3 protein-coding genes are annotated in these 6,592 nt (G+C 72.0%); 1 reads left to right on the top strand and 2 read right to left on the bottom strand.

What is annotated here, in order from left to right; genetic code table 11:
- Positions 1 to 16 precede the first annotated feature (16 nt).
- Positions 17 to 2,827, bottom strand: a complete 2,811-nt coding sequence (locus Q5762_RS36510) for a stealth conserved region 3 domain-containing protein (RefSeq protein ID WP_315896631.1) — start codon at positions 2,825 to 2,827, stop codon at positions 17 to 19.
- Entirely contained in the window at positions 2,824 to 3,831 is a 1,008-nt protein-coding gene (locus tag Q5762_RS36505) for a hypothetical protein (RefSeq protein ID WP_315896630.1), read from the bottom strand. Before Q5762_RS36505 ends, Q5762_RS36510 begins: the two co-directional genes overlap by 4 nt.
- A gap of 193 nt (positions 3,832 to 4,024) precedes the next feature.
- Here Q5762_RS36505 and Q5762_RS36500 point away from each other — a divergent pair, with 193 nt between their 5' ends.
- Positions 4,025 to 6,196, top strand: a complete 2,172-nt coding sequence (locus tag Q5762_RS36500) for a PIG-L family deacetylase (RefSeq protein ID WP_315896629.1) — start codon at positions 4,025 to 4,027, stop codon at positions 6,194 to 6,196.
- Positions 6,197 to 6,592 lie beyond the last annotated feature (396 nt).

Raw genomic sequence — 6,592 nt, 5'->3', positions numbered from 1 at the left:
ACTCTTCTGTACGGGATCAGCTGCGCTCGAAGCGCGAACGCACCGGGAAGTAGGCGTTCAGGAAGGCCCGCAGCACGCGGTCCTGCTCGTCCACCGGCACCTCCGCGTCCGCGGACTCGCCGATGCAGAACACGTCGTGGCTCCGGGAGGCGAGCAGCCGGCTGAGCACCGAGTGGTGCTCGTAGTTGCCGACGTTGACGTAGCTGCAGGAGATCGCGGACGGCACCGAACTGCCGGTGAGGTACCCGTAGTGGTGGTGCAGCGAGGAGGTGATCGACAGGTCCGTGTTGGCCCGGAACGGGTTGCGGGCCGTCGCCGAGACCTCCTCGGGGAACCGCTCGGCGATCTCGGTCAGCACGCTGCGCCGCAGCGGGTGCGGGGCGTGCAGGAAGCCGTGCGTGGCGACCCGGCCGAAGGCACCTTCCAGCAGGGCCCGGTTGTTCTTCGCCGCGGCGAAGTAGCCCTCGTCGTCCGGCGACGGCTCGCTCGGCGGGACGGACGTCGGCGAACGGAACAGCTTCGCGGCACCGTTGCTGAGGAAGAACGAGCTGGGCGAGAGCGGACGGCCGACGAACACGTCGTCGTTGAAGTAGAGGAAGTGCTCGGAGAGCCCCTCGATCCGGTGCAGCTGGCTCTCGATCGCGTGCGAGTTGAACGTGGGCAGCCAGGACTGGTCCGGGAAGATGCTCTTGTGGCTGACCACCTCGATGCCGGGCTGGGAGGTGTCCAGCCAGTCGGGGGTCTGGTCGTCCGTCACCAGGTAGATGGTCCGCACCCACGGCGCGAACATCTGCAGCGACCGCAGCGAGTACCGCAGCTCGTCCCGGTTACGGAAGCGGACGTCACCGCTGTCGGCGTCGTCGACCGCCATGTCGAGCTTGCGGCGGACGTCGTCGCGCCGCTTGCGCCAGGCCGGGTCGGTGTCGTCGACCCAGGTGTAGACGACGTCGATGGGGAAGTCGACGTCCCACATCAGCTGCTTGGTGAACTGGCTCAGCGTCGGGTACGCGTGGGTGCCGACCTGGAGCTTGGCGGTGGCCTCCAGCGAGGGCAGGCGGCGGCCGAGGAGGGTGGTGGAGCGCGGGCTGTTGCGCCAGCCGTCCTCGTCCTCCTCCCAGAACTCGACGGTGCAGCCGTACGCCGGCCCGTAGCGCAGCGTCCGGCTGGCGCTCGTCACCGGCTTGAAGACCTTGACACCGGCGATCTCGCCGACGTCGCCGAGCCGCTCGGCGAGGACGGCGCCGGGGGCGGCGCCGCGCGGCGTGATGAGCTCGCCGTAGACGGGCTTGCCCTGCAGCTCGGTCGCCAGCGCCTGGAGGGCGCGCTCGCGGTGCTCGACCGCGACCGCCACCAGATGGGCCAGGCCGTCGTTGCGGACGAGGACGAACGGAACGCCGGCGTCCTCCAGGGCCTTGGCGGTGATCTCCAGGTTCAGGTTGGCCATCGTCGGGGCGTCGATGTCGTCCCGCTCCTCCGCGAGGCGGCCCGCGGAGCGGATGAGGGACCTGTTCTGCGCCTGGATCAGTACCTCGCGCGCCTTCTGCTCGTCGGCGGAGTTGGAGAGCAGGGAGACGGGGGCGGCGACGCTGAAGCTCTTCGTACCGCCCTGCGCGATGCGCAGCGCGGTGCGGTCGGCGCGGGCGGCGAGGCGCTCGGGCGTGTCACGGCGGGCGACGAGGCGCTCGAAGAGCTCCTCCCACTGCGCGGTGATCTTCTCGCCCGAGAAGCGCTCGTTGACGCCGGCGCGGGCGGCCTTGCCGAAGGCGTGCCGGGTGTCGTCGTCCGCCATCAGCCGGGACATGGCCGCGGCCAGCGAGTCGATGTCGCGCGGCGGGACGAGCAGTCCGTCCACGTCGTGCCGGATGATCTCGGCGGGCCCGGTGACGATGTCGTACGCGATCACGGGCACGCCCGCGGCGAAGACCTCCAGGAGGACCAGCGGGAACGCCTCGTTGCGCGAGGGCAGCAGGCAGAGCGCGGCCTTGGCCCACTCCTGCTCCATCTGGTCGGAGCGGCCCATCAGCTCCACGCGCGAGTGCAGGCCGAGCCCCTCGACCAGGTGACGCAGGCGCACCTGCTGCGGGCCGTCGCCGAAGATCCGCAGCGTCCAGTCCGGGAAGTCGGCGGAGATCCGGTGGAAGGCGTGGATGGCGTGGTCCAGCTGCTTCTCCGGGGTCATCCGGGCAGCCAGGACGATCGTCTTGCTCTCCAGGTCGGAGCGCTGGCGGAAGCCGTCGGGCACCGCGTTCGGGATGGCGACGAGCTCGGGGGCCGCGTCGCCGAGCGAATCGGCGAACCAGTCGTTGGTGCGCTCGGTCAGCGAGACGAGGGCGTCGATCCGGGGCGCGTGGACGAGCAGCGGCTCGCCGGACACGCCGCGCAGCTGGGAGGCGCGGTGCTCCTGGTGGACGGTGACGACACGGGCCGGCGCGAGGTCGGCGACGGCGGCCATGAGGGCCGGCGTGGTCGTGACGAGGACGTCGGTGTCCAGGGAGCCGAGCGCCCGGGTCATCTCGATGTCGGAGAGCCGGTTGAAGGTGCTCTCCCAGGAGGGCTTGATGATCTCGCTGGGGAGCGAGGCCAGCGTGCGGCAGGCCTCGGCGTCCAGTGAGGAGGTCCGCACGGGGCGCTCGACCGCGCCGGTGCGGTCCACCAGGTAACGCCGGTTCACCTTCCGGGCCGCACCGAAGAAGGGTTCCTGCCGCGTCTTGAAGACGCTGATGACCTCGACGTCGTGGCGGGGCGCGAGGTGGATCGCCTGGGTGTAGGCGGCCATCTCGGTGCCGCCCATTTCGTCGCCCCAGGTGAGCAGAAACGTGATCTTCATGCGACTTCCTCTGTGCTGGGGTGCGCGGCTATGACATCGGCGCAGTTGACGGCGAGCGCTCCGGCCGCGGTGACGTGGGCGTGCACCCGCATGAGGGCGCCGTCGTCGAGGGCGACGATGCGGAAGGGGGTCCGGTAGACCTGCTTGGGGTGGCGGACGTCGGTCAGCTTCCGGGCGATCCTCAGCCTGGTGCCGCCGAGCCGCAGGTACAGGTCCCAGGTCCGGGCCGGTCCGCGCCCGCCGCCCATCCTGTCCAGGGGAACGTCGAAGGTGAAGCGGTCGTCCTGCCACGAGGGCGTGATCGTGACGGCCTTGTGGTTGCCGCGGCGCAGCACCGCCTCGGCGGTCCCCGCGGGCAGGGCGGGAGCGGTGCCGATGAGGCGTCCGTGCACGGTGACCCGGTCCCAGCGCAGGTCGAACGAGGTGAGTTCGGCGTGCGGGCGGGGGGCCCGGACCTTCAGCAGCGCGAAGCCGTCGACGGAGCGGACGAGCCGGAAGGTGGCCCCGCTGGTCGGCGACGGCGAGTACGGCAGGGTGGGCCCGTCCGAGAGGTCCCGGCCGGCGGCCGCGGCCAGCGTCGTACGACGGGTCTGCCCGTCCTCGTCCGTGATCATCACGGCGAGCCGCCAGATGCCGCTGCCCAGCACCGGCCCGCGGCCGGCGGGCTCCGGGGAGTCCTTGTAGCGCAGCGGGACGGTCGCGGTGAGCAGCACCGATCCGTCGGCCTGCGGTTCGAGCTCCAGAGGAACGCGCTCACGGCTCGTGCCGTGCGAGAGCACGAGCACGGCGGAGGCGACCCGCCGGCCCGGTACGGCGACGGCGAGGTTCAGGGTCCTGCCGCTGGAGATCGAGAAGTGCACGGGCCGGAGCTGGGCGCTCGGCCGGATCCCGCCACCGATCGCCGGCACGGTGTGCAACTGCTCTACCCGACGGCGCATTCGTACGGCGGCCCGGCGCGCACGCTTCGCAGCGCCCACCGCGTAGGGCAGCAGTGAGTCACTCACGGCGAATCCCGGCTTCCATTCTCAGCTGACAGTCAGCGGCACATGCTGTCAAGGACGAAGTTCAATGGCAAGTTGACTCCTGATTTGACGATTGTGTGACTGCGATCACTTGGTCAAGTGAAACCTACGTGGATTTTTCCCCTCTTTACCTATGGCGATCCCGGACGGATCGCCATAGGAGGGAACGGGGAAGATGGGCCGCCGGAGCGACTTCGACAACTACCTGCCGTCACGGCGCACGCTGCTCGCGTCCGCGGCCGGCGTGACGCTGGCCGGACTCGTCAGCGGCTGTACGACGGCGACGACCCCGGCCACGCCGACCACCGCCGACCGCGCGGGCGCGGGCGGTGCCGGACTTCCGGTACGGCAACTGAGCCCGGAGCCCCGGAACGGATTCTCGGAGTCCGAAGGCGCGCGGGTGATGCAGATCGTGGCACATCCGGACGACGACCTCTTCTTCATGAACCCCGATGTGATCCACACGTTGTCGAACGGCGTGCCGGTGATCTCCGTGTACGTCACGGACGGCGGCTCCTTCGGTGAGAACCTGATCCCCGGCAGGCCGAAGCCGCCCGCCGACGTCCCGGCCTACGTCTCCTCGCGCCAGCAGGGCCTGCGCCAGGCGTACGCACGGATGCTCGGCGCCCCGCTGTTCACCTCCTGGGAGCGCCGGACGATCCCGCTGCCGGACGGCCGGGAGGCCGAGATCAACGTCCTGGAGAACCAGGGGCGGCGCGCGGAGCTGATCTTCCTCAACATCCGGATGCACGCGAAGCACCACGGCAAGCCGGTCAACATGGCGCACCTGTGGGGCACTCCCGGGGTCCGCCTGCCGACCCAGCCCACGCCGGGCTCCCCGGTCGAGCGGTCGTTCTCCTACGGCCGCGACGAGCTCGTGGGCGCCCTCGTCTCGCTGCTGCGGCGCTACAGGCCCACCCTGATACGTACGCTCGACCCCGACCCCGACGCCCAGGTCCACGACAAGCGGCACCCGCGCGGCAGTGACCAGGTCGGCTACTCCGACCACCCGGACCACACCGCCACCGGGCTCTTCGCCTGGCGCGCGCTCGCCGAGTGGGCCGACGGAACCGCGCGCGGCAAGGTCCCCGCGTTCCACACCGAGTCGTACCGCGGCTACTACAACCAGCGCTGGCCGCACAACCTGCCCGCCGAGACGGTCGCCCTCAAGGCCCGGTACCTCAACGCCTACGGCGGCGACCCCAGCTGGCAGTGCGGCAACTCCGCGGGCTGCGGCGACTACGACATCGGCTCGGACCGCGTCCTCATCTCGAAGAAGGGGTGGGTACGGAGCACCCACCGCCGCTACCCCAACGCCGGCCCGCAGGTCGTGACCGCCGCCGACGGCGGCATGACCGTGTACGCCGTGCTCGGCACCCGCCTCGCACGCTGGACCGGCAGGGCCCCCGGGGTCCTGGGCGCGCCCGAGGACCTCGGCGGCGGGCCGCTGGCGCCCGCGATATCCGTCATAACGGATGCGGAGGGGCGTCAGCTGGTCTTCGCGCTGCGCTTCTCCCGGATGGACGGGAGCACGTCCGGCAACGTCCGGGAGGTCGTCATGCTGCGGCAGCGGACGCCCGGCGGGGCGTTCGAGTCCAGCTGGACCGGCCTCGGCACCCCGGAGACCCGGCCCCGGCGCAGCAGGCTGACGGGTACGCCGACCGCGGTGACCGGCTCCGACGGCCGGATCCACGTCTTCGTACGGAACGGGGACAAGGGCGTGAGCACCCGTGTGATGGACCAGGGGGGCACCTGGTCGCCCTGGCGGGCGCTGCCCGGCGGCTACATCCAGGAGGGCCTCTCGGCCACGGTGGACGGCGGCGGGCTCATCCATCTGTTCGCCGCGTCTCCGGGCTGGGTCGAGCACTGGGCGCAGCGCACGCGCTCCGGTGAGCTGCGCAAGGCCTCGCGGCGGCTCGTGGCGAAGCCCGGGGACGCGCCGGACGCCGTCACCGCGGCGGACGGCTCGGTGCTGGTCGGCTACCGGCCGGTGACGAGCGACCGGGTGATGGTCGAGCGGCTCGCGGCCGGGCGGACCGGGCGCTGGACGACCGTCGCGAACCCGGCCGTGCCGGGGTACGGCCGGGTCAGCCTGGTCGGCGGCCGGAAGCCGGGCGCGGACGGGCTCCTGATGGCCGTCGCCGCCGACGGGGGCGAGGGCCTGGTCTACGACGTCCGCGACGGCGGCGTGGCCCACGCGCGCGCCCAGGAGTCCGCCGTCACGGTCGGCACCCCCGCGGCCCTGACGTCCACCGACGGCGGCCCGGCGTCCGTGGTCACCCTCGGCCTGACGGGCCGCCCCACGGTGACCCGCCTCCTGGACGGCGCGGAGAGCCAGGCGTCCTGAGGGCCGGCCTCCGCGACCGAAAAACGGCGAGCGCCGCCGAACCTCCATGAGGTTCGGCGGCGCTCGCCGTAGACAGGCCCTTGAGGCCCCCGGGCACCCAGGCCCACAGGAAGGGGCCCTCAGGCACCGTTTAGAACCGACCGATCCCCATGGCCGCCCGGCCCAGGGGGCCTCACCGGCTTCGGACGCCTGCGCCGGGCTCCGCCCGTCGGCCCCGGCGCATCGCCCCGCCTAGAACGGGTCGAACTCGTCGTACTCGCGCTGTGCGTCGTCGCGCGACGCGTCGCGGACCGATCCCCATGGCCGCCCTCGCACGGATCGGCCCAGGGGGCCTCACCGGCTTCGGACGCCTGCGCCGGGCTCCGCCCGTCGGCCCCGGCGCATCGCCCCGCCTAG

Source organism: Streptomyces sp. P9(2023) (assembly GCF_032436795.1).
GTDB lineage: Bacteria > Actinomycetota > Actinomycetes > Streptomycetales > Streptomycetaceae > Streptomyces.
The sequence above is the reverse complement of the archived record's forward strand: the minus strand, read 5'-3'. Positions and strand labels throughout refer to the sequence as shown.